Below are 23,266 nucleotides of genomic sequence, written 5' to 3'. Positions count from 1 at the left end.
ACGTCAGAGCCGCGACGGCCGCGATCCGCCGGCTCACAGGTTGGACCTGTCCAGAACGTTGACAAGTCGCCAATTGCTTCCGTCGTGCAGCAACTCGAATCTGGCCTTTGTCACCCCGCCAGGCTCAGTGTGTACACGCTTACCCTCGGCGTCGCTAATGACGAGATCGCTCTCCTTGATGGTCGCATCGAGGGGATACCCGTTCGTCATGGTGTCCTTGGCGTAGGTCTTGGTCACCTCGATGGTCATGTCTCCTCCCTCGAAGACGCTTCCCATGGAGTGGTACTTCTTCGTCGTCTCGTAGGCGTTATCGCAGAAGACGCAGGTCTTGGGCCACGCGAGCTTCTTGAACGTCGTGGTGTCGCCGGTATGGATCATGTACGAGTACAGCTCGACGAAGTACTTCGCCGCCACCACGGCGCCCTTCTCGTCGGTGCGCTCGAAGTCCGGCCCGGGCTGCGGCTCGGCGCGCGTGGCGGTGGGCGACGGGCTGGGGCTCTCGGACGGCGTCGGGGCGCTGGTGCTCTGCTCGGGCGACGACGACCCTGACGCGGCGGGTGGTTCCGACGGGTCGCTGCAGCCGGCGAGCAGCATTGCGGCGATCGTGGCGGTGATCGCGGTGGCGGCGAGCGGTCGGCTGCGGCCGTGGGTCCGTGCCATCGGGGAGACCTTCCGGTTGGCGGGCTCGTCATGACCGGGCAGTCAGTTCGAGCAACGCTGCGTCGAGAACGCTCGGCAGAATACCCGTGACGGCCCCCCGGGGCCGCCGTCGGTCCACAGGTCAAACGGCCCGGCGGGCCGGTCACGCGTCGTCGAGTGCCAGCGGCCGCACCTGCCCGCCGGCGGCGACGAAGAACCCCCGCAGGCGGACGCCCTGCACGCGCGCCTGTTCGCGCAGGTCACGGTTCCAGGCGCGGTCGTCGGCAGCGATCCCGGCCTCGCCGGGCCGCTCGAGCACGGCGACGGCGCAGCCTCCGGGCGCCTCGTCGTCGATGACGCTGCGCAGCACGGTGCCCAGCCCCACGAGGGCGGCGCCGTCGGGGCGTGCGGGCACGTCGTCGATGGGGAGGGCGAGCCCGAGGAGCCGGTCGTCGGCGTCGAGCCAGGTGATGGTGAGGGTGCGGCGCCGTGGCCGGGCACCGCCTGCGAGGAACGTGGCGAGCTCCAGCAGCTCGGCGTCGTCGGCGATCAGGGCGCCCGGGCGGAAGGGTGCGGTCGAGGTGTCCATGCGTCGTGACCCTGCCCGACGACGAAGGCGTGCGTTGGGGTTATCCACAGGCCCATCGCCCTCGAGCCCCTTCGCCGGTCGAGCCTGCCGAGACCTCGAGGGGTTTCGACAGGCTCAACCGGCGGGGTGGTTTCGACAACCGGCGGGGTGGTTTCGACAGGCTCGACCGGCGGGGTGGTTTCGACAGGCTCAACCGGCGGGGTGGTTTCGACAGGCTCGACCGGCGGGGTGGTTTCGACAGGCTCAACCGGCGAGGTAGCGGGCGTAGGCGCCGGTGGTGAGGAACGGCGGGAACTCCTCGCCGAGGGCGATCTCGCGGAACAGGGCCACGGCGTCGTCGAAGCGGTCGCCGGGCGACCGGTCGAGGCCGCGCACGACGTCGCGCAGCACGGCCTCGCAGCGCACCCGGGTGATGGGCAGGCCGTCGTCCGTGGTGGTGCCCGCCGCGACCCACTGCCACACCTGCGACCGGGAGATCTCCGCGGTGGCGGCGTCCTCCATCAGGTGGTCGATCGCGGCGGCGCCCACCCCGCGCAGCCATGACTCGATGTACCGCACCCCGACGGACACGTTGGTGCGCAGCCCGGCCGCGGTGACGGTCGCACCCGCCCGGCGGGCCGACGCGACGTCCAGCAGCTCCGCCTGGCCCACCGCGACGTCGTCGCGCAGGCGGTCCACCTGGTTCTCGCGCTCGCCGAGCACCTCGTCGAAGGCGCCCCGCGCCACCTCCACCAGGTCGGGGTGCGCCACCCAGGTGCCGTCGAAGCCGTCGTGGGCCTCGCGGGTCTTGTCGGCCCACACCTGCTCGACGGCGCGCTCCGTGACCTCGGGCGAGTGGCGGTCGGGGACGAAGGCGCTCATCCCGCCGATGGCGTGCGCCCCGCGCCGGTGGCACGTGGCCACCAGCAGCTCGGTGTACGCCCGCATGAACGGCGCCGTCATCGTCACCTGGCCGCGGTCGGGCAGCACGTACGACGACCCCCGCGTGCGGAAGCACTTGATGATGCTGAACAGGTAGTCCCAGCGCCCGGCGTTGAGGCCGGCGCAGTGGTCGCGCAGCTCGTGCAGGATCTCCTCCATCTCGAACGCGGCCGGCAGCGTCTCGATGAGCACCGTGGCGCGGATCGTGCCGCGCGGGATCCCCAGCGCGTCCTGCGCCGCCTCGAAGACCTCGTTCCACAGCCGCGCCTCGCGGTATCCCTCGAGCTTGGGCAGGTAGAAGTACGGCCCCCGCCCGCGGGAGATCAGCTCGCGGGCGTTGTGGAACAGGTACAGCCCGAAGTCCACGAGGGACCCCGACGCCGGCTGCGTCGACCCGTCCGGGCCGGTGTATGCCAGGTGCGACTCGAACAGGTGCCAGCCGCGGGGGCGGAAGACGATCGTCGGGAGCCCGGTGAGGTCCGTCGAGCGCAGCTCGTACTTCTTGCCCGCGTCGTTCGTGAACGTCAGCGTGCCGCGGATCGCGTCGTGCAGCGCGAGCTGGCCCTCGACGACGTTGCGCCACGTCGGGGACTGCGCGTCCTCGGCGTCGGCCAGCCAGCACCGGGCGCCCGAGTTGAGGGCGTTGATCGTCATCTTCGGGTCGGTCGGGCCCGTGATCTCGACCCGCCGGTCCTCCAGCCCCGGTGCCCCGGCCGCGCCCGCGACCCGCCAGGACGGGTCGTCTCGCACGGGCCGCGTGGCCGGGTTGAAGTCCGGGTCGTCGCCGTCGGCGATCCGCCGCATGCGGCGCTGCCGCTCGAGCAGCAGGCCGGTGCGGTCGTCGGCGAACCGGTCGTGCAGCATCGCCAGGAACGCCAGCGCCTCCGGGGTGAGGATCTCCTTGTCGCGCGGCCCGAGCGGGGCGGAGACCGTGACGTGGCCCTCGGCGAGGGTCGCCGCGCCCCAGGCCGACGGGCCGCCAACGGTCTCGGCGAGCGAGTCGCCGACGACGGGCACGGGAGCGGTGCGCGGGGGAGCGGTGGTCGGGGACGTGAGCGTGGTCATGGCATGCCTCCGGTCGATCGGGGCTAGGGCTGGGTAGGGAACGGCGTGGGGACCGCTCAGAACTGCGCGGCCTCGGTGGAGCCGGCGAGCGCGAGGGTGGCGGCGTCGGGGTTGAGCGCCGTCGACACGCGGTCGAAGTAGCCGGTGCCGACCTCGCGCTGGTGCCTGGTCGCGGTGTAGCCGCGCTCCTCGGCGGCGAACTCGGCCTCCTGCAGCCGCACGTACGCCGACATCTGCTCGCGGGCGTAGCCGTGCGCGAGGTCGAACATCGAGTAGTTCAGGGCGTGGAAGCCGGCCAGGGTGATGAACTGGAAGGTGAAGCCCATCGCGCCCAGCTCGCGCTGGAACTTCGCGATGGTGTCGTCGTCCAGGTGCTTCTTCCAGTTGAACGACGGCGAGCAGTTGTAGCTGAGCATCTGGTCCGGGAAGTCGGCCTTGACGGCCTCGGCGAACGTGCGCGCGAGCTCGAGGTCGGGGGTGCCGGTCTCCATCCAGATCAGGTCGGCGTACGGCGCGTACGCCTTGGCGCGGGCGATGCACGGCTCGATGCCATTGCGGACCTCGTAGAAGCCCTCGCCCGTGCGCCCGCCGGTGAGGAACTCCCGGTCCCGCTCGTCGACGTCGGACGTGATCAGGGTGGCGGCCTCGGCGTCGGTGCGGGCGATCACGACCGACGGCACGTCGGAGACGTCGGCGGCGAGGCGCGCCGCGTTGAGCGTGCGCACGTGCTGCTGGGTGGGCACGAGCACCTTGCCGCCCAGGTGGCCGCACTTCTTCTCGCTGGCGAGCTGGTCCTCCCAGTGCACGCCCGCGGCGCCGGAGGCGATCATCGACCGCATCAGCTCGTACGCGTTGAGCGGGCCGCCGAAGCCGGCCTCCGCGTCCGCCACGATCGGGGCCAGCCAGTCGCGGGTGGCGGCGCCGTTCTCCGACACGTCGATCTGGTCGGCGCGCAGCAGCGCGTTGTTGATGCGGCGCACCACGGCCGGCACCGAGTTGGCGGGGTAGAGGGACTGGTCCGGGTAGGTCTGGCCCGCGAGGTTCGCGTCGCCCGCGACCTGCCAGCCCGACAGGTAGATGGCCTGGAGACCCGCCTTGACCTGCTGCACGGCCTGGTTGCCGGTCAGCGCGCCGAGGGCGTTGATGTAGTCCTCCTCGTGCAGCTGACGCCACAGCCGCTCGGCACCGCGACGCGCCAGCGTGAACTCCTCGCCGACCGACCCGCGCAGCGCCACGACGTCCTCCGCGCTGTACGTGCGCTCGACGTCGGCCCAGCGCGGGTCGGCCGCCCACTGCTCGGCGAGGTCCGCGGCGGTCTGTGTCTGGTCGCCGGCAGCGCCGGTGGTGCCGGTGGAACCCTGCTCGAGGATCGCGGTCATGTCGTGCCTCTCTCGTCTCTCGTGGTGCGCCGACGGCGGGTGCCCGCCGTCGTGCCTTCGTCGTCCTTGCCCACGACCCTGACGCGCCGCACCAGCCCCCGGCCAGCAATCTGGCGGAGAAGTTTCAGCGTTCTTCTCCTGGACGGAAGCTGTGGCGCGTGTCACCCTCGAGCATGGCGATCTCGACCGACCCCAGGCCCGATACCCGGGACGGCACGGCGCTGCCGCTCGACATCCCGATCGAACGCGAGGCCGACGCCCTGACGATCGGCCGCCGCATCCGGCACCTGCGCACCCGCCGCGGCATGACCCTGGGACAGCTCGGAGAGGCCATCGGACGTGCGCCGTCACAGGTCTCGATGCTGGAGAACGGCAAGCGCGAGCCCACGATCGCGCGGCTGCAGGCGGTGGCGCGCGCGCTCGGTGCGAGCGTCGAGGACCTGCTCGCCACGGAGCCCCCGTCACACCGCGACGCCCTCGAGATCGAGCTCGAGCGCGTGCAAAGGGGGTCGCTCTTCTCCGCACTCGGCGTGCATCCGGTGCGGGTGGGCAAGTCCCTGCCGACGGACGCGCTGGAGGCCATCGTCGGCCTCCAGCGCGAGCTGGAGCGGCTGCACTCCGAGCGGGCGCTGACGCCCGAGGAGGCCCGGCGGGCCAACACGGAGCTGCGGGCCGACATGCGCGCGCAGGACAACTACTTCCCGGACCTCGAGATCGTCGCGCGCGGCCTGCTGGACGACGTCGGGCACGCCCGCGGCCCGCTGCCGCAGCGCGCCGCGGGCGAGCTGGCGGCGCACCTCGGCTTCACCATCCACTACGAGCCGGACCTGCCGCAGTCCACGCGCGCCGTCATCGACCAGCGGAACCACCGGGTCTACCTGCCGAGCAACGGGATCCGCGGGCGGTCCGACGCCCGGTCGGCGGTGCTTCAGGCGCTCGCCTCGCACGTGCTGGAGCACGCCGAGCCGCGGGATTACCGGGAGTTCCTGCGCCAGCGGGTCGAGGCCAACTACCTGTGCGCGGCGCTGCTCGTGCCCGAGCGGGACGCCGTGCGGCGGCTGCGCGAGGCCAAGGAGGCGCGCGCGATCTCGCTCGAGGACCTCCGCGACGCCTTCGCCGTCTCCTACGAGACGGTGGCCCACCGCTTCACCAACCTGGCCACCCGGCACCTGGGCATCAAGGTGCACTTCATGAAGGTCCACGAGTCGGGATCGATCCACAAGGCGTACGAGAACGACGGCGTGCGCTTCCCCGCCGACCCGCTCGGCACGCTCGAGGGACAGCACGTGTGCCGGCACTGGACCGCCCGCGTGGTGTTCGGCATCGCCGACCGGCTCAGCCCGTACTACCAGTACACGGACACGCCGACGGGCACGTACTGGTGCACCTCGCGGGTGACCGACACGTCCGACGGCCGGTTCTCGGTGAGCGTCGGGGTGCCCTACGCGCAGGTCAAGTGGTTCCTGGGTCGCGAGACGACGGCGCGGACCACCTCGCGGTGCCCGGACGAGAGCTGCTGCCGCCGTCCCGACGAGCCGCTGGCCCGCCGCTGGGACGGGCACGCCTTCCCCAGCGCCCGCCCGCACGCGTCGATGCTCGCGGCGATGCCGTCGGGCGCCTTCCCCGGCGTCGACACCACCGAGGTGTACCAGTTCCTGGAGCGCCACGCCCCGGCCTCGGACTGACCTCGCTGCGCCGTCGGCGAGGGGGCCACCCGCGCGGCTGACCAGGGAGGGGTCGGGGTCACCCCAGGGTCGAACCGGGGGGACACCCCATAGTGACGCACCACCGCCGCAGCAGAGGGTGGAGCCATGTTCGAAGCGATCGCCTCGCTGTGGGGCCAGCTCGAGACCGCGCTCTTCGCGCTCGTCTCCTCCGACTGGGCATACCCGGCGCTGTTCGCGGCCACGGCGGGCGACGGCCTCTTCCCGCCCGTGCCCGGCGAGACGGTGATCATCATGCTCGCCGTGGGCGCGCAGACCGGCGGGGGCGTGAACCTCGCCCTGGTGGTCCTGGTGGCCGCGCTCGGTGCCTGGTGCGGCGACCAGCTCGCCTATGCCCTCGGCCGGGCGCTGGGCACGTCCCGGGTGCCGTTCCTGCGGGGCAGGCGCGGGCGCCGCGCCGTGGACTGGGCGGCGCGCTCCTTCGAGCGACGCGGGGCGTCGGTGGTGCTGGGCGCGCGCTTCGTCCCGGTGGGGCGGATGGCGGTGAACGTCACCGCCGGCGCGGTCGGTCTGCCTCGCCGCCGCTTCATGGCCCTGTCGGCCGTGGCCTCCCTGGCCTGGGCCTGCTGGTCCGTGCTCATCGGCGTGGTGGCGGCCGAGCCCCTCGGCGACCGGCCGCTGCTGGCCGTCGCGGTCGGGGTGGTGGTCGGGACGGTGCTGGGCGTGGTGGTCGACCGGGTCCTCACGGCCTGGGGAGCCAGGGCTGCCCGGGTCGCTGCCCCGGCAGCAGAGCTGGTGCCCGTGGCGGAACTGGCGCCGGCGTTCGCGTGCGCCGCCGGCCCGAGCGTCCCGGCGCGGGGCGTCAGTGTTCCTGGCGGTCCTTCTCGTCCCCGATGAAGTCGGCGACGGCGTCGTCCTGCCCGTCGAGGTTCATGTCCGGGGTGCGCGCCTTGCGAGCGTCCCACCGCAGGGTGATCGCGCCGAGCGCGGCCGCGATCACCGAGCCCATGAGGATGGCGGCCTTGGCGCCCTCGGTGTGCTCCGACGCGTGCCCGAACGACAGCTCCGACACGAGCAGCGCGACGGTGAACCCGATGCCGGCGAGGAAGGCGACGGGCAGCAGGTCGCGCACGCCGATGCCCTGCGGAAGCCGCAGCGGGGTCAGCCGGGTGACGAGCGCCGTCGTCCCGAGCACGCCGATGAGCTTGCCGACCACGAGCCCCACGGTGATGGCCGGCACCACCGGCTGACCGAGGATCTCGCCCACGCCGCCGCCGTCGACCAGGTTCACGCCCGCGGCGAAGAACGCGAAGACCGGGAGCGCGAGGCCCTGGGACCAGGGCTTCACCGCGTGCTCGTAGCGGTGCGTGCGGGGTTCGGCCTCGCCGTGAGCCGGCCGCGCGGCGACGGTGAAGCCCATGAGCACGCCGGCCACCGTGGCGTGCACCCCGGAGGCGTGCATGAAAGCCCAGGCGACGACGAACAGCGGCACCAGCAACCACCACCGCGGCGCGCGTGAGCGCACGTACCAGCCGAACACCACGACGGTGACCAGCGAGGCGGCGAGGTAGGCGAAGTCGAGGGCGTCGGTGTAGATGACGGCGATCACGACGATCGCGAGCAGGTCGTCCACCACGGCGAGGGTGAGCAGGAACGTCCGCACGGCGGCGGGCAGGCCCCTGCCGAAGACCGCGAGCACGCCGAGCGCGAACGCGATGTCCGTGGCGGTGGGGATCGCCCAGCCGTTCAGCGCGCCCGGCTCGCCCAGCACGACGACGGTGACCGCGTAGATGGCGGCGGGGACCGCCATGCCGCCCACGGCGGCGAGCATCGGCACGCCCGCCTCCCTAGGGCTGCGCAGGCTGCCCGCCACGAACTCGTGCTTGAGCTCGACGCCGACGACGAAGAAGAAGATCGCGAGGAGGCCGTCGGCCGCCCAGGCGGCGACCGTGAGGTCCAGGTGGATGTGCAGGGGCCCGAGGGAGTCGAAGCCGAGGACGGTCTCGGAGAGGGCGGAGTACCACTCGCGCCACGGGGCGTTCGCGCAGATCAGGGCCAGCACGGCGGCGCCGATCAGGAGCGCGCCCCCCGTGGTCTCGCGGGCGGCGAAGCGGCGCAGTCGTGCGCCGCGGGACGGGGTGGTGGTCTCGGAGGTCAGGGTCGTGCTCCTGTCCGGTCGTGGGGTCGCTCGTGTCCCGGCGTTGCAGCCGGTGCCACCGACCAGACTTCCCGGCTCACCGCCCGACAGCGTACCGGCCGGGCGCAGTGCCTGCGGGTCCGGGAGGCGCGGCGCATCAGGTGGCCTCGCGTGCCATCGTCGCGAGCCGGGTCAGGGTGTTCCAGTTCCGAGCGGTGGTCCACGTGCCCGCCGCCCGGTCGATCGCGGCGGGGGTGAGCCGGGACCGACCGATCCCGTCCACGTAGTCCACGAACAGGACGCCCTCGGCGACGGCGAAGCTCTCGCCGCCGGGGTTGTCCTCCTCCAGGCGGGCGATGCCCTCCGGGTCCACCGGCACCGGGCCCACGTGCACCTGGACGTGGGACGGGTGGTCCGCGGTGGCGTCGGGGAACGGGTCGGCGGCGACGACGGCGGCCGCGCGCCCGGCGGACAGCGCGACCGCGCGTACGTCGCCGCCGAGCCGGTCGACGAGCGCCGCCGCGACCCGGTCGGCGACCGCGGTGCTCTCGGTGCTCTCGACGTCCGTGCCCGCCCCGGCCCCGGCACCGGCACCGGCGCCGACGGTGACGGCAACCAGGTTGCCGCTGTTGGCGTAGGTACGCGCGTCGGTCAGCCCCGCCGCGGCCGCCGCGTCGCGCAGCTCGGCGGAGCTCACGCGTCGGTGGGGGCCGAGATTGACCCCGCGGAGCAGGACGACCCAGGCGGTGGGGGTCGCGTCGGTCTTCGGCATGGGCACCATCGTGCCCGCCCGCGCTCGCCGGTGCGTCGTGGGGGAGTCCGGCCCGTGAACGCCGGGTGACATCTTCCCGACCCGCCGCGGTGGGGGTGGTGGCACGAATCACAGCGTCGTAGTTTGACGACAAGGACGACAACCAGCCGTCCTCCGGGAGGCCAGCCGATGGGGTTCACGCTCCGCGCAGGAGGGCCGGCACCGGCTCTGCGTCGCACGGCGCCCAGGGCCGGCCGACCGCCCACCACCAGTCCGCCCCTGCCCGGCCGGGACCACACCGGTCCCACACCGGGCTCGTGGCCGGAGGGAGCTCGCCGTGGCCCACACCGCACCCGTCCCTGAGCAGGCTGTTGATTCCCCCGCTGTCAGCACGAGCGCTGCCGGCACCACCAGCGACACCGTCGACGCCCGTCGGACGTTCGTCGTCGACACGTCGGTGCTGTTGTCCGACCCCCGGGCGTTCCACCGGTTCGCCGAGCACGACGTCGTCCTCCCGGTCGTGGTCGTCACCGAGCTGGAGGCCAAGCGGCACCACGCCGAGCTCGGCTACTTCGCCCGCAGCGCCCTGCGCATGCTGGACGACCTCCGGGTGAAGCACGGCCGGCTCGATGCCCCGATCCCCGTCGGGGACGGCGGCGGGACGCTGCGCGTGGAGCTCAACCACACCGACCCGCTGGTGCTGCCCGCGGGCTTCCGGCTCGGCGACAACGACACCCGGATCCTGTCGGTCGCGGCCAACCTGTCGGCGGAGGGGCGCGACGTCACCGTCGTGTCCAAGGACCTGCCGATGCGGGTGAAGGCCTCGGCCGTCGGGCTCCGCGCGGAAGAGTACCGGCACGAGCTCGCCGTCGACTCCGGGTGGACGGGCATGCGCGAGGTGGACGTGGCGCAGGAGCAGGTCGGCGCGCTGTACGAGGGTGAGGAGCTCGAGCTCGCCGCGCTCGACCCGGCCGTCGTCGAGGCGGCCTCCCCGCTGCTGTGCCACACCGGGCTGGTGATCCACTCGCCGAGCGGGTCGGCGCTCGGCCGGGTGACCGCCGACAAGAAGATCCGCCTGGTCCGGGGCGACCAGGACGTCTTCGGCGTGCACGGCCGCTCCGCGGAGCAGCGCATCGCCATCGACCTGCTGCTCGACCCCGAGGTGGGGATCCTCTCGCTCGGCGGCCGCGCCGGGACCGGCAAGTCCGCGCTCGCGCTGTGCGCCGGCCTGGAGGCGGTGCTGGAGCGTGGTCAGCACCGCAAGGTGATCGTCTTCCGCCCGCTGTACGCGGTCGGCGGCCAGGAGCTGGGCTACCTGCCCGGGTCCGAGTCGGAGAAGATGAACCCCTGGGCGCAGGCCGTGTACGACACCCTGGGCGCGCTCGTGTCGCCCGAGGTGGTCGACGAGGTGATCGGCCGCGAGATGCTCGAGGTGCTACCCCTGACGCACATCCGCGGGCGCTCGCTGCACGACGCGTTCGTCATCGTCGACGAGGCCCAGTCGCTGGAGCGCAACGTGCTGCTCACCGTTCTCTCGCGCATCGGCCAGGCCTCGCGGGTGGTGCTCACGCACGACGTCGCGCAGCGGGACAACCTGCGGGTGGGACGGCACGACGGCGTCGCGGCCGTGATCGAGGCGATGAAGGGCCACCCGCTCTTCGCGCACGTGACCCTCACTCGCTCGGAACGCTCGCCCGTCGCGGCGCTCGTCACCGAGATGCTGGAATCGATCGAGATCTGAGCGCCCAGGCTCAACCAGCGGTGGGGCGGCGCGGGTGCACCAGCACGACGGCGAGCACGCCGAGGGCGGCGCCCACCACGGTGTCGAGGGCGCGGGACGCGGCGATGCCCGCCGGGTCGGCCGCCCCGCCGAGTGACGTCATGAGCAGCGCCATCGGCGTGATCGTGAGCATCGCGAGGCCGTAGTGCCGGCCCACGACGATCTCGGTGACCACCTGGAGGGCCACGACGAGCACGCACGTGGCGGCGAAGCCGAGGTGGGCGCTGAGCAGCGGCCACGCCAGGAGCGCGCCGAGCGCGGTGCCGCCCGCGCGTTGCAGGGCGCGGACCACGGCGTGGTGCGTCGTCGAGCCCTGCAGCGTCGCGGTCGCGCCCATCTGGGCCCAGGCGGGGTGCCCGAACCCCGCGACCAGCGCCACGGCCCCGGCCATGAGGCTTGAGACGACGACGCGCACCGAGGCGAGGCGCCAGCCGCGCGCCGGCCACGTGGCGCGCGCGGTGTCGCGCAGGCGCTCGCGCGGGGGGAGCGCCGCGGCGGGGCCGCCGTCGAGCGTGCCAGCCTCGGGCACCGGGTGGTCGGGCACTGGGTCGAGCAGCGCGGTGATCTCGGCGAGGTCGGCGGCGAGCAGGCGCGCGGTGTCGCGGGTGCGGCGGTGGGAGAGGTCGTCGGCGAGCACCACGCGGGCGCGGGCGACGGTGGCGCGGGCCGCGGTGTCGGCGGGTAGAGCAGGCGCGTCGTCGGTGTCGCGGACGGCCAGCGCACCCCGCACGGCGTCCGCCGCGCGACGGACGGCGAGCCGCGCCGGGCCGCTGGGGCGCACGAGGTAGCCGCTCATCGCGACCGCCCAGGCGATCGCCGCGCCGGCCGCGCAGGCCAGGCCCTGCTCGAGCACCCCGGCCCAGGAGTGCGGGGCCGCGAGCCCGCCGGCCGCGGTAAAGACCACGATGGTGGTGCCTGGCGGGCCGGAGCGCACGAGCACGCAGGCGGCGGTGGCTGCGCTCGCCACGAGGCCGACGACGGCGAGGGTCACCGGGAGCGGCGAGCCCGCGGCGGTCAGCACTGACGTCAGGGCGAACGAGCCGACGAGAGCGACCGCCGCCCCCGCGAGGATCGCCGCCCGGCGCCGGTACGGCTCGTACCGGCCGTACAGGGATGTCAGGGCGCCGAGCGCGGCGATCCCCGCCAGATCGGTGCGGCCGGTGGTAGCCGCGACCACGAGCGCGAGCGCGACGGCGGCGCCGCACCGCAGGGCGGCGGCGAGGGTGGCGTCCGCAGGGTTGACGTGCAGCGCGGCGCGCAGGTGGTGGGGATCGAGCACGTCACGGGCGCTCGCGAGTACGAGGGAGGAGGAGGGGGGCATTGGTTCCACAATAGTTCACCGGTAAATCATCATGGAACTATTCGCTGTGTGACGTCTATCCTGGTCGCCGTGGACTACATCGAGCGCGTGCGTGCGCAGTGGGTCGAGCGGCTGCCCCGCGTCGACACCTCCCCGGCCGACGTCGGCGCGCGGGTGCGGCGCATCGCGGCGCTGCTGGAGGCCGAGCTCGCCGACGACCTCGCCGCGAACGGCCTCACCCGGCCCGAGCTCGACGTCCTGACCGCGCTGCGTCGCTCCGGTCGCCCGCTGCGAGCGGGGGAGATCACCACGATGACCGGTTCGCCCGGCGCGTCGATCACCAAGCGGGTCGACCGCCTCGAGTACGCCGGGCTGGTGGAGCGGGCCGTGCACGAGCGCGACAAGCGCGGGGTGCTCGTGGCGCTCACGGCGCAGGGCGAGGAGCTCGTCGATGAGCTGTTCCCGCGCCAGGTCGAGCACGAGCGGGCGATGCTGGCCGACCTGAGCGAGGCCGACCGGGCCGAGCTCGGCCGGCTGCTCGCCATCGTGCTGCGCCGGCTGGACCCGCGCGACTACTGAGCCGTTCCGCGGGGAGGCGCCACGCATCAGGTGGAACCCCCCAGCCCCGCGCCCCGAGGGACGCCTCCCCGCGTACCGCCGACATTAGCAGGTGAGGTTAGGCTAACCAACCCCTGATCGGGATGCGTGAGAACCCCGGGGACGTCGACGGCGGCAGTCCCGGTGGGGACCGCCGCCGTCGCGGGTGCGGGAGAGGATCAGGCCTGCGGGGGCCGCGTCATCGAGAGCACGTCGAGCGCGGAGTCGAGCTGCGCCTCCGTGACCTCGCCGCGCTCCACGAAGCCGAGGTCGATCACGGCCTCGCGCACCGTGAGGCCCTGCTTTACCGAGTGCTTGGCCACCTTGGCCGCCGCCTCGTAGCCGATCACGCGGTTGAGCGGCGTGACGATCGACGGCGAGGACTCGGCGAACGCGCGGGCCTTCTCCACGTTGGCGGTGATGCCCGAGACGGCCTTGTCGGCCAGCACGCGCGACGCGTTGGCGAGCAGGCGGGTCGACTCCAGCACGCCCTGCGCGATGACGGGAATCTGCACGTTCAGCTCGAACGAGCCGCTCGCGCCGGCCCACGCGACCGTGGCGTCGTTGCCGATCACCCGCGCCGCGACCATGAGCACGGCCTCCGGGATGACCGGGTTGACCTTGCCCGGCATGATCGAGCTGCCCGGCTGCAGGTCGGGGATCGCGATCTCGCCCAGGCCGGCGTTGGGGCCGGAGCCCATCCAGCGCAGGTCGTTGCAGATCTTGGTGAGCGAGACCGCGATGGTGCGCAGCGCGCCCGAGAGCTCGACGAGGCCGTCGCGCGCCGACTGCGCCTCGAAGTGGTCGCGGGCCTCGGTCAGCGGCAGCCCGGTGTCCTCGCGCAGCAGCTCGATGACGCGCTGGGGGAAGCCTGCCGGGGTGTTGATGCCGGTGCCGACGGCCGTGCCGCCCAGCGGCACCTCGGCCGCGCGGGGCAGCGCCGTCTCGACGCGCTCGATGCCGTAGCGGATCGCCGCGGCGTACCCGCCGAACTCCTGGCCGAGGGTCACGGGGGTGGCGTCCATGAGGTGGGTGCGGCCCGACTTCACGACGGTCGCGAACTCCTCGGCCTTGGCGCCCAGCGCGTCGGCGAGGTGCCGCAGCGCGGGCACCAGGTCGCCCGTCGCGCCGGCCGTGGCGGCCACGTGCACCGACGTCGGGAAGACGTCGTTGGAGGACTGTGACGCGTTGACGTGGTCGTTGGGGTGCACGTCCTTGCCGAGCGAGCGGGTGGCCAGCGTCGCGAGCACCTCGTTGGTGTTCATGTTCGACGACGTGCCGGACCCGGTCTGGAAGACGTCGATCGGGAAGTGCGCGTCGTGCGCCCCCGACGCGACCTCGTCGGCGGCCGCGGCGATCGCGTCGGCGATGTCGCGGTCGAGCACCCCGAGCTCGGCGTTCGCGAGGGCGGCGGCCTTCTTGATGCGGGCCAGGGCCTCGATGTGCCCCCGCTCGAGGGTGGTGCCGGAGATGGGGAAGTTCTCCACGGCCCGCTGCGTCTGCGCGCGGTAGAGGGCGTGCGCCGGGACGCGCACCTCGCCCATCGTGTCGTGCTCGATGCGGTAGGTCTCGCCGTTGCCGGACGCGCCGGTGCCGGGGACGACGGTGTCGGAAGTCATGCCTCTATCGTGCCGCACCCCGGCGGGCGGTCCGTCGTGAGCCGGATCACGCCGGTGTGGGTGCTGCACGCGAGGATGGCGCCGTGACCTACACCCACGCGGCCTTCTACCGCGCGATGAACCTCGGGCACCGGGGCAGCCCGGTGCGTGCCCAGCTCGAGGACGCCCTCGTCGAGGCGGGCGCCCGCGCCGTGCGGTCGTTCCAGACGAACGGCACGGTGCTGCTCGACGTCGCTGGCGCGCCCGACGACGTCGCGGCGGCCGTGGTCCGCGGTGCGGCGCCCCTGCTGGCCGAGCGGTCGGGCTACTCCCACGCGGCGCTGGTGCGGTCCCTCGAGGACGTGACTGCGGCGATCGACGGCGACCCGTTCGCGCTCACCCGCGACGAGCGGACCTACCGCGAGACGCTGACATTCCTGGACGGCGGAGAGCCGCTGCCCATGGTCCTGCCGTGGACCGACCCGCGCGACATGCTCGACCTCGTGGCCGCACGACGCGGCGTCGTGGTGGGCGTGGTCCGGGGCGGGCCGGGCACCTGGGCCGACCCGAACTCCCTCGTCGAGCGGTTCACCGGCGGGGTCGCCACGACGCGCACCCTCGGCACCGTGCAGCGCCTGCTGGTCGCCGCCGCACGGGCCTGAGCCCCGCCGCCCCGGGGCGGGTCAGTCGACCGGCTGCTCGGCGACGTCGCCGTCGACCGCCACGAGCCGCGCGCTGCCGTCGTCCAGGTCGTAGACGACGCCGACGACGGCCAGGCGGCCCGCGTCGACCGCCGCGGCCATCGCGGCCGAGTAGCCGCGCAGCAGGCCGACGGTGTGCTTGACGTGCTCCGTGCGCAGCACGTCGGGGTCGATCGGGCCCGAGAGCCCCTGGCGGCTCGTGAGCTCCGCCAGCGACGGGATGACCTTGTCGACCACGGCGCGGACGAAACCCGGCGGCTGCTCGCCCGTGCTGAGCGTGTGGGCCGTGGCCGCGATGGCCCCGCAGGAGTCGTGCCCCAGCACGACGACCAGCGGAGTGTGGAGCACCTCCGTGCCGTACTCGATGGAGCCGAGCACGGTGGTGTCGACGACGTGCCCCGCCGTCCGCACGACGAAGACGTCGCCCAGGCCCTGGTCGAAGATGATCTCCGCCGCCACCCGCGAGTCCGAGCACCCGAAGATGACGGTGTGCGGGTGCTGCACCGTGCGCAGCTCGTGGCGGCGGACGGCGTCCTGGTCGGGGTGCTCCGGCATGTTCTCCACGAACCGGGCGTTGCCGGCGCGCAGCCGGGCCCAGGCCTCGATGGGCGTCATGCGGACTTCTCCTGGGTGTGCCCGGTGGGCCTGTCGACGCGCACGCGGTCTGGCCCGATCAGGTCCGTGGGCCACGGCGGGTTCGCGCCGGCGCGGGAGACGGTCACGGCCGCCACCGCCACGCAGCGGACGAGCAGGCGCGCGGTGGCCGCACGGTCGATACCGCGCAGCGCCTCGCGCCGGCCGGCCCCGAGCAGCTCCGCGCCCCACAGCCAGTCGAGCAGCGCGCCCATGAAGGAGTCGCCGGCGCCGACCGTGTCGACCACGTCGACCTTCGGGGCCGCGATCGTCACCTCGCCCGCAGCCGTGATCGCCGTCGCGCCCTCGCCCCCGAACGTCACGACGAGGACCGCGGGCCCGGAGCGCTGCCAGGCGCGGGCCACGTCGAGCGGGTCGGCGCCGGGCGCGAGCCAGGCGAGGTCCTCGTCGCTGACCTTCACGACGTCCGAGAGTGCCACCAGCTCCTCGATGCGGGGCCGGGCGTCGGCGGCCTCGCCCATCAATGCCGGCCGGGCGTTGGGGTCGTAGGTGATCGTCGACGTCGAGCGGGCCGACTCCACCAGCCGGCGCACGTCCGCCGCCCCGGGCGCGAGGACCGCGGCGATGGAGCCGGTGTGCACGGCGACGGTGTCGTCCCCGGCGGCCGCCCGGCCCGGCACGCGCCACTCGAGGTCGAAGTCGTAGGTGGCGGCGCCCGTGCCGTCCAGGGTGGCCTGCGCGACGCTGGTGCGGTCGGCGCCGTCGCTGCCGTCGACCAGCTCGACCTTCGACTCGGCGAGCCACGACCGGACGTCGTCGCCGCGCGCGTCGCGGCCGAGCCAGGTGGCGAGCCGCACGTCGCGACCCAGCCGGCCGAGGGTGAGGGCGACGTTCGCGAGGCTGCCGCCGGGGTGCTCCTCGCTGGTGCCGTCGGGGCGGTGCACCACGTCCACGAGCGCCTCGCCGATCGCGAGCACGTGCGCGCTCATGCGTCGTCCCCGTCGTCGGTCGCGTCGTCGTCGGCGGCGCGGGTCTCGGCCTGCGCGGCCTCGAGCCGCCGGCGGGCGCCGTCCAGCCACTCCTGGCAGCGGGCCGCCAGGGCCTCGCCGCGCTCCCACAGCGCGAGCGAGGCCTCGAGCGGCTCGCTGCCGGCCTCGAGCCGGGCGACGACGCTCACGAGCTCGTCGCGCGCCTCCTCGTAGGTCAGCGCGGAGACGTCGGCAGGGAGGTCGGGGGACGCGCCGGGGGGTGAGCTCGGGGCGTCGGTGTTCGCGTCGGTCACGGGGACAGTCAACAACACGGTGCCGACACCATGTCACCGTGTTCCGTAGGCCGGGCCGAAAATGGGCTTGCCGCGCCGGACTGCGTCGGGCAGCGTGCGCGCTATGGGACATCTCGAGGTGGCGCACGTGGAGCACGTGCTGCCGGACGGTCGCACGCTGCTCGACGACGTCTCCTTCCGCGTGCCCGAGGGCAGCGCGACCGCCCTCGTCGGGCCCAACGGGGCGGGCAAGACGACGCTGCTGCGCCTGCTCTCGGGCGAGCTGGCGCCGCAGGCCGGCTCCGTCACGGTGACGGGCGGCCTCGGCGTCATGCCGCAGTTCGTCGGCTCGGTCCGCGACGAGACCACCGTGCGCGACCTGCTCGTCGCGGTCGCCCCGCCGCGGGTGCGCGACGCCGCGCGCGCCGTCGACGCCGCCGAGCTCGCGATCATGGAGACCGACGACGAGCCCGCCCAGATGCAGTACGCGCAAGCGCTCGCCGACTGGGCGGAGGCGCAGGGCTACGAGGCCGAGACGCTGTGGGACGTGTGCACCGTCGCAGCCATCGGCATCCCGTACGAGCAGGCCCGGTGGCGCGAGGTGCGTACCCTCTCGGGCGGCGAGCAGAAGCGTCTGGTGCTCGAGGCGCTGCTGCGCGGCCCCGATGAGGTGCTGCTGCTCGACGAGCCGGACAACTACCTGGACGTGCCAGGCAAGCGGTGGCTCGAGGGGCAGCTGCTGGCCACCCGCAAGACCGTCCTGTTCGTGTCGCACGACCGCGAGCTGCTGGCGCGCGTCGCCCATCGCATCGTCTCCCTCGAGCCCGCGCCGTCGGGCGCCGACGCCTGGGTGCACGGCGGCGGCTTCGCCACCTTCCACGAGGCGCGCCGCGAGCGGTTCGCGCGCTTCGAGGAGCTGCGCCGGCGCTGGGACGAGAAGCACGCCCAGCTGGTGCGCCTCGTGCGCGAGCTGCGGCAGGCGGCGGCGAACAGCGACGCGCTGGCGTCGCGGTACCGCGCCGCGCAGACCCGCCTGAGCAAGTTCGAGGAGGCGGGCCCGCCGCCCGAGCCGCCGCGCGAGCAGGACATCCGGATGCGGCTGCGCGGCGGGCGTACCGGCGTGCGCGCGGTGACGTGCGAGCGCCTCGGCCTCACCGGCCTGATGCAGCCGTTCGACCTCGAGGTCTTCTACGGCGAGCGCGTCGCGGTGCTGGGGTCGAACGGGTCCGGCAAGTCGCACTTCCTGCGGCTGCTGGGCGGCGGCGACGTCGCGCACACGGGCGCCTGGAAGCTCGGCGCGCGCGTCGTGCCCGGCGTCTTCGCGCAGACCCACGCCCAGCCCGAGCTGTTCGGCCGCACCCTGGTGCAGGTGCTGTGGGAGGACCATGCACGCGACCGCGGTGCGGCGATGTCCGTGCTGCGGCGCTACGAGCTCACCGTCGCCGCGGACCGTGAGTTCGAGCGGCTCTCGGGCGGCCAGCAGGCGCGGTTCCAGATCCTGCTGCTCGAGCTGGCGGGCTGTACGGCGCTGCTGCTCGACGAGCCCACGGACAACCTCGACCTCGCCAGCGCCGAGGCCCTGCAGGAGGGGCTCGAGGCCTTCGACGGCACGGTCCTCGCCGTCACGCACGACCGCTGGTTCGCGCGTTCCTTCGACAGGTTCCTCGTCTTCGGGGAGGACGGCGCCGTGCGCGAGACCTCTGAGCCGGTCTGGGACGAGGGGCGCGTCGCCCGAGAACGAGCCGCTGGTTGAGCCTGTCGAAACCCGGCGCCGGGTTTCGACAGGCTCAACCAGCGGTCGTCCCGAGCGCCTCGGACGCCGTGCGCGCCCGCCGGCCGGCGACGACGTCGAGCACGTTGTCGACGAGCTGCCCGGCGACCTGCTCGGCGTCGTCACCCGCAGGGGTGATCATGCCGAGGGTCGCGCCGAGGTGGGCCGGGGCGATGATCAGCAGCACCAGGTCGAGGGGCGTCAGCTCGCTGGTGCCGCTCGCGTCGAGCAGCTCCTGGAAGAGCGTGAGCCGCGGCTGCAGGAGTTCCTCGACCCGGTCGGGCCCGGTCAGCTCGTCGCCGGACGCCCGCATCAGGGCGTCGACGAACGCGAGCCCGCCGGGGCGGTCGAACTCTTCGAGGAGGTTGCGGGCGTAGGCGAGCAGGTCGGCCCGGAGGTCGCCCGTCGCCGGCACGGGTGACCGCGCGTTGACGTCGGACACCGCGACGTCCAGCACGAGCGCCTCGCGGGTGCGCCAGCGGCGGTAGATGGTCGTCGCGTGGACGCCCGAGCGGGCGGCGACGTCGGGGATCTCGGGGGGCACGCCGCCGTTCGCGGCCATGAGCGCGCGCACCGCGTCGTGGACGGCGGCCCGCGTCCGCGCCGTCCGCCCGCCGGGGCGCACGGTGCCGGTCGCCTGGAGCGCAGGGTCATGGGGATCGGGCATGCCCCGACCTTATCGCAATCGCTCTTGCATTAGGAGTCTCGTCGCGCCTAGGCTCTGCTAACGCAAACAGCGTTGCATCAAGGGCGAGGGGGACGAGATGTCGAAGGTGCTGATCGTGGGGGCGGGGATCGCGGGCGACGCGCTGGCGGTGCTGCTGGACCGGGCCGGCTGGCAGGTCGACGTGGTCGAGATCGCGCCGTCCCTGCGCCCGGGTGGCCAGACCGTCGACCTGCGCGGGGACAGCCGCGAGGTGCTCGAGCGGCTCGGGCTGCTCGACGCCGCCCTCGCGCTCACCGTGGAGCAACGGGGCGTCGCCTGGATCGACGAGCGCGAGCAGCGGCGGGCCGAGATGCCGGTCGAGGCCTTCGGCGGCGCCGGCTTCGTCTCCTCGGAGGAGCTGCTGCGCACGGACCTCGCCCGGCTCCTGCACGGGGCCACCGGCCCGCGGACCTCGCACCGCTTCGACGACACGGTCGTCGGCCTCACCGAGGTCGACGGCGGGGTCGCGGTCGAGTTCCGCGAGCGTCCCCCCGAGATCTACGACCTCGTCGTGGGAGCGGACGGCGCCCACTCCCGGGTGCGGCAGCTCGTCTTCGGGCCCGAGGAGGCGTTCCGCCGGCCGCTCGGGCTCGCCCACGCGTGGTTCACGCTGGACGAGACGCCGACGACCCCCGCCCTCGACGGGTGGTTCCTCATGCTCAACCTGCCCGGGTCGCGTGTCGTGGAGGCACGACCCGGGCACCCCGGCCAGCAGGAGGTCGGCCTGACGTTCCCGGCCGACGCACTGCCGCCGCGGCACGACGCCGAGGCCCGGTTCGCGCTCCTCGAAGGCACCTTCGCGGACGTCGGCTGGCGCACCGCCGAACTCCTCGCCGCCGCCCGCGTGGCCGGCGACTTCGCCCTCGACACCTACGACCAGATCCTGATGGACACCTGGTCCCGGGGCCACGTCGTCCTCCTCGGCGACAGCGCCTGGTGCGTCAGCCCGCTGAGCGGCCTCGGCACGGCGCTCGCCCTCCGGGGCGCTGCGGCGCTCGCTGACCGGCTCGGCGCCGGCCTCCCGGCGGACGTCGTGGGGGCGCTCGCCGGCTACGAGTCCGCCATGCGCCCGATGGCCCTCCGGGCGCAGGCGATGTACCCGGGGCGCGTGCGGTCGTTCGCACCGCGCACCCGGTGGGGCATCCGCGCCATGACCACCGTGATGCGGCTGGTCCAGCGCGGCCCGGTCGGCGCGTTCCTCACCCGGCACGTCGGCGACTACGGCCGCGCGGACGGCGCGCCGGAGCTCGCGGCGGCTGTGCCGAGGTAAGTCGGGCCGAGGTGAGTCGGGCCGAGGTGAGTCGGGCCGAGGTGGGTCAGGCCGCGACGGTGCGGGCGACCTCGGCGTCGAGGGCGCCGCGGCCGAGGTGGACGTGCACGGAGTCGCCGACGGCGACGTCGTCGGCGGAGCGCACCACGTGCCCGTCCGCGCGCTGGACGACGGCGTAGCCGCGGGCGAGCGTCGAGTCGGGGGACAGGGCGCGCACCTGGGCCTCGAGGCGCCCGAGCTCGCCCGCGGCGCGCAGCAGCGTCGCGTCCAGGAGGTGGCGGGCGTGCCGCACGAGGTGGCCGATCTCGCGCTCGCGGGCGTCGACCGTCGTCTGGGGCCGGGCGAGCACCGGCCGCGACCGCAGGCCGTCGAGCCCGTGCTGCTCCCGCTCGACACGGGTGGCGACCGCGGAGCGCATCCGCCGGCGCGACTGCTCGAGGCGGAGCCGTTCCTCGCCGACGTCGGGCACGATCGCCTTGGCGGCGTCGGTGGGCGTGGAGGCGCGATGGTCGGCGACCAGGTCGAGCAGCGGGGCGTCCGTCTCGTGCCCGATGGCGCTGACCAGCGGCGTCAGGCACGCCGCGGCGGCCCGCACGAGCGCCTCGTTGCTGAACGGCAGCAGGTCCTCCACGGACCCGCCGCCGCGCGCGACGACGATCACCTCGACCTCCGGGCGGGCGTCGAGCTCCGCCAATGCCGCGCTGACCTCGCGGACGGCGTCGACGCCCTGGACGGCGACCTCGCGGATCTCGAAGCGCACCTGCGGCCAGCGGGCGCGGGCGTTGACCACGACGTCGTGCTCGGCCTTCGACTCGCGCCCGCACACGAGGCCCACGACGCCAGGCAGGAACGGTAGGGGTCGCTTGCGGTCGAGGTCGAACAGTCCCTCGGCGGCGAGCACGCGGCGCAGCTGGTCGATGCGGGCGAGCAGCTCCCCGACGCCGACCTGCCGGATCGCGGTGGCGCGCAGCGACAGCCGGCCGTTCTTCATCCAGAACTCGGGCTTGGCCTGGACCACCACGTGGTCGCCCACCTCGGGCTTGTGGTGCAGGCCTTCGTAGATCTTCGTGAGCACGTGCACGGGGAGCGACGCTTCGGCGTCGGTGTCCCGCAGGGTCACGAACTGCAGCCCCGACCGTCCGCGGTACGTGTGCTCCACGACCTGGCCCTCGACCCAGACCAGGGACATCTTGGCGACGTAGTCGCGGATCTTCGCCGACAGCAGCCGCACCGGCCAGGGCCGTTCCGCCGTCGTCTCGCGGGCGAGGGTGGGCAGGGGCTGCGGCTGGGCCTGCGGCTGGGCTTGCGACTGGGGCGTGTCCGACACGCCGTCCAGCATGCCCCACACCTCCGACGGCGCACACGCGCTCGGGTCGTCCCCGTCACAGACCGTCCACACCCGCCCGCCTAGACTGACCGGGTGACTGCGACCGCCACTGCCCACTCCCTCCCGACGTCGACCAAGCGCGTGCTGCTGGCCGCGCCGCGCGGCTACTGCGCGGGGGTCGATCGCGCCGTCGTGGCCGTTGAGAAGGCCCTGGAGACGTACGGCGCGCCCGTGTACGTGCGCAAGGAGATCGTGCACAACAAGCACGTCGTGGAGACGCTGCGTGACCGCGGTGCGATCTTCGTCAACGAGACGGACGAGGTGCCCGAGGGCGCCCGGCTCGTGTTCTCGGCCCACGGCGTCTCGCCGGCCGTCCGCGAGTCGGCCGCGGCGCGCAGCCTCGACACCATCGACGCCACCTGCCCCCTCGTGACCAAGGTGCACAAGGAGGCCGTGCGCTTCGCCAAGGACGACTACGACATCCTCCTCATCGGCCACACCGGCCACGAGGAGGTCGAGGGCACGGCGGGCGAGGCGCCCGATCACGTCCAGGTCGTGAACTCCCCGGCCGAGGTGGACCAGGTGCAGGTGCGCGACCCGGACAAGGTGGTGTGGATCTCGCAGACCACCCTGTCGGTGGACGAGACGATGGAGACGGTGCGGCGCCTGCGCGAGAAGTTCCCCGAGATGCAGGACCCGCCCAGCGACGACATCTGCTACGCCACGCAGAACCGCCAGGTCGCGGTGAAGAAGCTCGCGCCGGACTGCGACGTCGTGATCGTCGTCGGCTCGGCGAACTCGTCCAACTCGGTGCGGCTCGTCGAGGTGGCGCTGCAGGCCGGCGCGCGTACCTCCTACCGGGTGGACCGGGCGACGGAGATCGACGACGCGTGGTTCGAGGGGGCACGGACGGTCGGCGTGACGTCGGGCGCCTCGGTGCCGGAGATCCTCGTCGATGACGTGCTGACCCGCCTGGCCGGCCAGGGGTTCGGCGACGTCGAGGAGGTGCGCACCGCGACCGAGGACCTGATGTTCTCGTTGCCGCGGGAGCTGCGGGCCGGCCTCAAGGCCGCGGGCCAGGACGACAGCCGTCCTCGCCGTGGCCCCCGTACCGCGCTGCCGGTCGAGCCGGCCTGACGTCGGGCCTGTGCGGCGCGTTGGTTGAGCCTGTGCAGCGCGTTGGTTGAGCCTGTCGAAACCTGGCTTCGAGGTTTCG

Annotated in this window: 21 protein-coding genes; 8 read left to right on the top strand and 13 right to left on the bottom strand. The window is 73.8% G+C overall.

Going from position 1 to position 23,266, the window contains the following annotated elements:
• Window positions 1-33 precede the first annotated feature (33 nt).
• From AC1C2V_RS01005 to aceA, 4 genes are all read right to left on the bottom strand, one after another.
• Entirely contained in the window at window positions 34-660 is a 627-nt protein-coding gene (locus AC1C2V_RS01005) for a DUF6318 family protein (protein WP_495387712.1), read from the bottom strand.
• A gap of 142 nt (window positions 661-802) precedes the next feature.
• Window positions 803-1,228 carry a hypothetical protein gene (locus AC1C2V_RS01000; protein WP_495387711.1) on the bottom strand — a complete coding sequence of 142 codons (426 nt, stop codon included), beginning with the start codon at window positions 1,226-1,228 and terminating at the stop codon, window positions 803-805.
• A 243-nt stretch (window positions 1,229-1,471) separates the two neighbouring features.
• The gene (gene aceB / locus AC1C2V_RS00995) at window positions 1,472-3,214 is read right to left on the bottom strand and encodes a malate synthase A (protein ID WP_495387710.1); all 1,743 of its coding nucleotides are present in this window, start codon (window positions 3,212-3,214) and stop codon (window positions 1,472-1,474) included.
• Between the two features lie 56 nt (window positions 3,215-3,270).
• Window positions 3,271-4,593: an isocitrate lyase gene (gene aceA, locus AC1C2V_RS00990; RefSeq protein ID WP_495387709.1), complete on the bottom strand. Its 1,323-nt coding sequence runs from the start codon at window positions 4,591-4,593 to the stop codon at window positions 3,271-3,273.
• Between the two features lie 173 nt (window positions 4,594-4,766).
• Here aceA and AC1C2V_RS00985 point away from each other — a divergent pair, with 173 nt between their 5' ends.
• Both AC1C2V_RS00985 and AC1C2V_RS00980 read left to right on the top strand, forming a co-directional pair.
• Window positions 4,767-6,278: a helix-turn-helix domain-containing protein gene (locus AC1C2V_RS00985; protein WP_495388420.1), complete on the top strand. Its 1,512-nt coding sequence runs from the start codon at window positions 4,767-4,769 to the stop codon at window positions 6,276-6,278.
• Window positions 6,279-6,404: 126 nt separating this feature from the next.
• Entirely contained in the window at window positions 6,405-7,154 is a 750-nt protein-coding gene (locus AC1C2V_RS00980; protein WP_495387708.1) for a DedA family protein, read from the top strand.
• Here the strand turns inward: AC1C2V_RS00980 and nhaA are convergent.
• Together nhaA and AC1C2V_RS00970 are read right to left on the bottom strand one after the other, a co-directional pair.
• The gene (nhaA, locus tag AC1C2V_RS00975; protein WP_495387707.1) at window positions 7,120-8,319 is read right to left on the bottom strand and encodes a Na+/H+ antiporter NhaA; all 1,200 of its coding nucleotides are present in this window, start codon (window positions 8,317-8,319) and stop codon (window positions 7,120-7,122) included. The two genes, AC1C2V_RS00980 and nhaA, sit on opposite strands and share 35 nt — an antisense overlap.
• 232 nt (window positions 8,320-8,551) lie before the next feature.
• Window positions 8,552-9,166, bottom strand: coding sequence for a DUF1697 domain-containing protein (locus AC1C2V_RS00970; protein ID WP_495387706.1), 615 nt, complete (start codon window positions 9,164-9,166; stop codon window positions 8,552-8,554).
• Window positions 9,167-9,602: 436 nt separating this feature from the next.
• Here AC1C2V_RS00970 and phoH2 point away from each other — a divergent pair, with 436 nt between their 5' ends.
• Window positions 9,603-10,886: an RNA 5'-3' helicase PhoH2 gene (gene phoH2, locus AC1C2V_RS00965; protein WP_495388419.1), complete on the top strand. Its 1,284-nt coding sequence runs from the start codon at window positions 9,603-9,605 to the stop codon at window positions 10,884-10,886.
• Window positions 10,887-10,896: 10 nt separating this feature from the next.
• On the opposite strand, the gene AC1C2V_RS00960 is transcribed toward phoH2, so the two are convergent.
• Entirely contained in the window at window positions 10,897-12,246 is a 1,350-nt protein-coding gene (locus AC1C2V_RS00960) for an FUSC family protein (RefSeq protein ID WP_495387705.1), read from the bottom strand.
• A gap of 48 nt (window positions 12,247-12,294) precedes the next feature.
• Between AC1C2V_RS00960 and AC1C2V_RS00955 the strand changes: the two genes are divergently transcribed.
• A complete protein-coding gene (locus AC1C2V_RS00955; protein WP_495387704.1) occupies window positions 12,295-12,804 on the top strand; it encodes a MarR family winged helix-turn-helix transcriptional regulator in 510 nt (169 codons plus the stop codon).
• A 197-nt stretch (window positions 12,805-13,001) separates the two neighbouring features.
• Here AC1C2V_RS00955 and AC1C2V_RS00950 read toward each other — a convergent pair whose 3' ends face one another.
• Complete coding sequence (locus AC1C2V_RS00950) at window positions 13,002-14,441, bottom strand: class II fumarate hydratase (RefSeq protein WP_495387703.1); 1,440 nt, start codon at window positions 14,439-14,441, stop codon at window positions 13,002-13,004.
• Between the two features lie 83 nt (window positions 14,442-14,524).
• Between AC1C2V_RS00950 and AC1C2V_RS00945 the strand changes: the two genes are divergently transcribed.
• Complete coding sequence (locus tag AC1C2V_RS00945; RefSeq protein WP_495387702.1) at window positions 14,525-15,082, top strand: DUF1697 domain-containing protein; 558 nt, start codon at window positions 14,525-14,527, stop codon at window positions 15,080-15,082.
• Window positions 15,083-15,103: 21 nt separating this feature from the next.
• On the opposite strand, the gene AC1C2V_RS00940 is transcribed toward AC1C2V_RS00945, so the two are convergent.
• Genes AC1C2V_RS00940 through AC1C2V_RS00930 form a run of 3 tightly spaced genes read right to left on the bottom strand, consistent with a single transcriptional unit; the run spans window position 15,104 to window position 16,997 of the window.
• A complete protein-coding gene (locus AC1C2V_RS00940) occupies window positions 15,104-15,736 on the bottom strand; it encodes a carbonic anhydrase (RefSeq protein WP_495387701.1) in 633 nt (210 codons plus the stop codon).
• A complete protein-coding gene (locus tag AC1C2V_RS00935) occupies window positions 15,733-16,704 on the bottom strand; it encodes a carbohydrate kinase family protein (RefSeq protein ID WP_495387700.1) in 972 nt (323 codons plus the stop codon). The genes AC1C2V_RS00940 and AC1C2V_RS00935 overlap by 4 nt, the downstream gene beginning before the upstream one ends.
• Window positions 16,701-16,997 (bottom strand): exodeoxyribonuclease VII small subunit, encoded by a 297-nt coding sequence (locus tag AC1C2V_RS00930; RefSeq protein WP_495387699.1) that lies wholly within the window; start codon window positions 16,995-16,997, stop codon window positions 16,701-16,703. The genes AC1C2V_RS00935 and AC1C2V_RS00930 overlap by 4 nt, the downstream gene beginning before the upstream one ends.
• A 103-nt stretch (window positions 16,998-17,100) precedes the next feature.
• Here AC1C2V_RS00930 and AC1C2V_RS00925 point away from each other — a divergent pair, with 103 nt between their 5' ends.
• Window positions 17,101-18,729: an ABC-F family ATP-binding cassette domain-containing protein gene (locus AC1C2V_RS00925; protein ID WP_495387698.1), complete on the top strand. Its 1,629-nt coding sequence runs from the start codon at window positions 17,101-17,103 to the stop codon at window positions 18,727-18,729.
• A 34-nt stretch (window positions 18,730-18,763) separates the two neighbouring features.
• On the opposite strand, the gene AC1C2V_RS00920 is transcribed toward AC1C2V_RS00925, so the two are convergent.
• Window positions 18,764-19,414, bottom strand: a complete 651-nt coding sequence (locus AC1C2V_RS00920; RefSeq protein ID WP_495387697.1) for a TetR/AcrR family transcriptional regulator — start codon at window positions 19,412-19,414, stop codon at window positions 18,764-18,766.
• 97 nt (window positions 19,415-19,511) lie between these two features.
• On the opposite strand from AC1C2V_RS00920, the gene AC1C2V_RS00915 reads away from it, so the two are divergent.
• Window positions 19,512-20,723, top strand: coding sequence for an FAD-dependent monooxygenase (locus AC1C2V_RS00915; RefSeq protein ID WP_495387696.1), 1,212 nt, complete (start codon window positions 19,512-19,514; stop codon window positions 20,721-20,723).
• 46 nt (window positions 20,724-20,769) lie between these two features.
• On the opposite strand, the gene xseA is transcribed toward AC1C2V_RS00915, so the two are convergent.
• Window positions 20,770-22,062, bottom strand: coding sequence for an exodeoxyribonuclease VII large subunit (gene xseA, locus AC1C2V_RS00910; protein ID WP_495387695.1), 1,293 nt, complete (start codon window positions 22,060-22,062; stop codon window positions 20,770-20,772).
• Between the two features lie 81 nt (window positions 22,063-22,143).
• Here xseA and AC1C2V_RS00905 point away from each other — a divergent pair, with 81 nt between their 5' ends.
• Entirely contained in the window at window positions 22,144-23,187 is a 1,044-nt protein-coding gene (locus AC1C2V_RS00905; protein WP_495387694.1) for a 4-hydroxy-3-methylbut-2-enyl diphosphate reductase, read from the top strand.
• The last annotated feature ends 79 nt before the right edge of the window (window positions 23,188-23,266 follow it).

This window comes from Isoptericola sp. Y541, from assembly GCF_059445465.1.
Note: the sequence above shows the minus strand (reverse complement) of the source record. Positions and strands in the feature narration are given on the sequence as shown.

Bases quoted from the DNA above. Each gene is read 5' to 3' on its own strand.
- AC1C2V_RS01005 (WP_495387712.1), bottom strand. From the start codon at position 660: ATGGCACGGACCCACGGCCGCAGCCGACCGCTCGCCGCCACCGCGATC.
- AC1C2V_RS01000 (WP_495387711.1), bottom strand. From the start codon at position 1,228: ATGGACACCTCGACCGCACCCTTCCGCCCGGGCGCCCTGATCGCCGAC.
- aceB (WP_495387710.1), bottom strand. From the start codon at position 3,214: ATGACCACGCTCACGTCCCCGACCACCGCTCCCCCGCGCACCGCTCCC.
- aceA (WP_495387709.1), bottom strand. From the start codon at position 4,593: ATGACCGCGATCCTCGAGCAGGGTTCCACCGGCACCACCGGCGCTGCC.
- AC1C2V_RS00985 (WP_495388420.1), top strand. From the start codon at position 4,767: ATGGCGATCTCGACCGACCCCAGGCCCGATACCCGGGACGGCACGGCG.
- AC1C2V_RS00980 (WP_495387708.1), top strand. From the start codon at position 6,405: ATGTTCGAAGCGATCGCCTCGCTGTGGGGCCAGCTCGAGACCGCGCTC.
- AC1C2V_RS00970 (WP_495387706.1), bottom strand. From the start codon at position 9,166: ATGCCGAAGACCGACGCGACCCCCACCGCCTGGGTCGTCCTGCTCCGC.
- AC1C2V_RS00960 (WP_495387705.1), bottom strand. From the start codon at position 12,246: ATGCCCCCCTCCTCCTCCCTCGTACTCGCGAGCGCCCGTGACGTGCTC.
- AC1C2V_RS00950 (WP_495387703.1), bottom strand. From the start codon at position 14,441: ATGACTTCCGACACCGTCGTCCCCGGCACCGGCGCGTCCGGCAACGGC.
- AC1C2V_RS00940 (WP_495387701.1), bottom strand. From the start codon at position 15,736: ATGACGCCCATCGAGGCCTGGGCCCGGCTGCGCGCCGGCAACGCCCGG.
- AC1C2V_RS00935 (WP_495387700.1), bottom strand. From the start codon at position 16,704: ATGAGCGCGCACGTGCTCGCGATCGGCGAGGCGCTCGTGGACGTGGTG.
- AC1C2V_RS00925 (WP_495387698.1), top strand. From the start codon at position 17,101: ATGGGACATCTCGAGGTGGCGCACGTGGAGCACGTGCTGCCGGACGGT.
- AC1C2V_RS00920 (WP_495387697.1), bottom strand. From the start codon at position 19,414: ATGCCCGATCCCCATGACCCTGCGCTCCAGGCGACCGGCACCGTGCGC.
- AC1C2V_RS00915 (WP_495387696.1), top strand. From the start codon at position 19,512: ATGTCGAAGGTGCTGATCGTGGGGGCGGGGATCGCGGGCGACGCGCTG.
- xseA (WP_495387695.1), bottom strand. From the start codon at position 22,062: ATGCTGGACGGCGTGTCGGACACGCCCCAGTCGCAAGCCCAGCCGCAG.